Below are 2,083 nucleotides of genomic sequence, written 5' to 3'. Positions count from 1 at the left end.
GCGGGAATCCGTTTTGCGGCCAGCGCACCGACGAGCGCCGCGACCGCATAACCGTGCGACGCGTGAATACGGACTTCACTGACCGCGCGCAACAACCGCCGGTTCAACTCACCGGCTACTTCGCTCGCCACCGCCTGAAGCGGACCGTCGAGCCGATCGTTCGACATACGCTGCGCCCGCAAGACGGCTTCACCGAGTTCCGACAACACCGACCCGCGCCCGCGCGACTTGGTGATCAGCGCGCCGCCCAATCGTGTCTCGATTTCGCGCAACAGGCCCCACGAATGCCGGTAGGACAAACCCTTAGCTGATGCTGCCTGCGCAATACTTCCGGTCTGCGAAACGAGCAGCAAAAGCGGCACGGCCGCGCTGAGACTGGCTTCGCGGCCTGCTGCATCGCGCAAGACGAGTTCGGTCCGGCATTCAACGTCGATCATATGCAGTTGTTGTTCCTATTGCCATCGACTGGATAGCCTCGTATCTTGCATATCAGAGGCTCGGTACAGCGATTATAAGACCGATATATGCATTAATAAAACATATGCCGAGCGATGGAGACTCCCCACATGGTCCAGATTGCCAGTAGCAACCCGAATGAACCCGCCGTCACGCCCGACGAACGCGTTGCGCGCCACTTGAAACCAGGTGCGTCGCTGATCGCCGTGCTGCACGCGATCCAGGACGAGGCCGGCTTCATTCCTGCCGATGTCATCGCCCCGCTCGCCGTGGCGATGTCGCTTTCGCGCGCCGAAGTGCATGGCGTGATCACCTATTACCACCACTTCCGCTCGGAACCGCCGGCGCGCGTCACGGTTCAGCTATGCCGCGCCGAAGCGTGCAAGAGCATGGGAACGGAGGCGCTGGCCGAGCATATCGAAGGACATACCGGCTGCAAGTTCGACTCCGGTCATCAGCCCGATACCGAACTCGAAACCGTCTATTGCCTCGGGCAATGCGCGTTGTCGCCGGCCATGACGATCAATGGCGAGCTGTACGCCCGCGTCACGCCGCAAAAATTCGATCGGCTATTTGAAGAGGCGCGCGTTCACACGAGCGTGGAGGACCTGGTATGACACGCATCTACGTTCCCTGCGATTCCTCGGCGCTGGCGCTCGGCGCCAATCGCGTTGCGCTGGCCGTTGCTTCGGAAGCCCAGAAACGCGGCATTGAAGTCGAGATCGTGCGTAACGGTTCGCGCGGCATGTTGTGGCTCGAACCGCTCGTCGAAGTCGAGACGGCGGAAGGCCGTATCGGCTATTCGAACGTCGATGAAGACGATGTCCCCGCCCTCTTCGACGCCGGCTTTGTTACCGGCGCTGCGCATGACAAGCGCATCGGCGTGGTCGACACCATGCCGTGGCTTGCGAACCAGCAGCGGCTGACATTCGCGCGCATCGGCATCACAGACCCGCTTTCCACCGATGACTACGTCGCCCACGGCGGCCTCGAAGGTCTGCGTCGTGCGCTCGAAACCGATGGCGACGCCGCATGTGAAGCGCTGCTCGAATCCGGCTTGCGCGGACGCGGCGGCGCGGCATTCCCGGCCGGCATCAAATGGCGTACGGTTCGCGCGGCCGTGGCGCCGCAGAAGTACGTGGTCTGCAACGCCGACGAAGGCGATTCCGGCACGTTCTCAGACCGCCTCGTGATGGAAAGCGATCCGTACATGTTGATCGAAGGGATGATCATCGCGGGGATCGTGACGAACGCGACGAAAGGCTACATCTATGTGCGCAGCGAATATCCGCACGCGATCACCACGCTGAACCGCGCGATTGTCAAAGCGCGCGAAGCCGGCTGGCTCGGTGCGAATGTGCTCGGCAGCGGCAAGGTGTTCGAACTCGAAGTCGCCAAGGGCGCGGGCTCGTATGTTTGCGGTGAGGAAACCGCGCTGCTGGAATCGCTGGAAGGAAAACGCGGCGTGGTGCGCGCGAAGCCGCCGGTTCCTGCGCTGGTCGGTTTGTTCGGCCAGCCGACGGTGATCAACAACGTCATCACACTGGCAACCGTGCCCATCATCTTCGCCAAGGGCGCGGCGTTCTACCGCGACTTCGGCATGGGCCGTTCACGCGGCACGCTGCCG

The 2,083-nt window shown here is 62.5% G+C and carries 2 protein-coding genes and 1 pseudogene (1 of these 3 cut by a window edge); 2 read left to right on the top strand and 1 reads right to left on the bottom strand.

The annotated features are described in order from the left end of the window. Positions 1-437, bottom strand: a pseudogene (locus ACFFAR_RS25235) (substrate-binding domain-containing protein) (it extends 660 nt beyond the left edge of the window). 129 nt (positions 438-566) lie between these two features. Here ACFFAR_RS25235 and ACFFAR_RS25230 point away from each other — a divergent pair. Beyond that, positions 567-1,073, top strand: a complete 507-nt coding sequence (locus ACFFAR_RS25230) for an NAD(P)H-dependent oxidoreductase subunit E (RefSeq protein WP_174364398.1) — start codon at positions 567-569, stop codon at positions 1,071-1,073. Beyond that, the coding region (locus ACFFAR_RS25225; protein WP_375508663.1) for a formate dehydrogenase at positions 1,070-2,083 on the top strand (1,014 nt) is incomplete at its 3' end. The genes ACFFAR_RS25230 and ACFFAR_RS25225, both read left to right, overlap by 4 nt.

Origin of the sequence: uncultured Caballeronia sp. (assembly GCF_964243625.1) — a bacterium.
Lineage (GTDB): Bacteria > Pseudomonadota > Gammaproteobacteria > Burkholderiales > Burkholderiaceae > Caballeronia.
This window is presented reverse-complemented; position numbering and strand designations above follow the sequence as displayed.

Bases quoted from the DNA above. Each gene is read 5' to 3' on its own strand.
- ACFFAR_RS25230 (WP_174364398.1), top strand. From the start codon at position 567: ATGGTCCAGATTGCCAGTAGCAACCCGAATGAACCCGCCGTCACGCCC.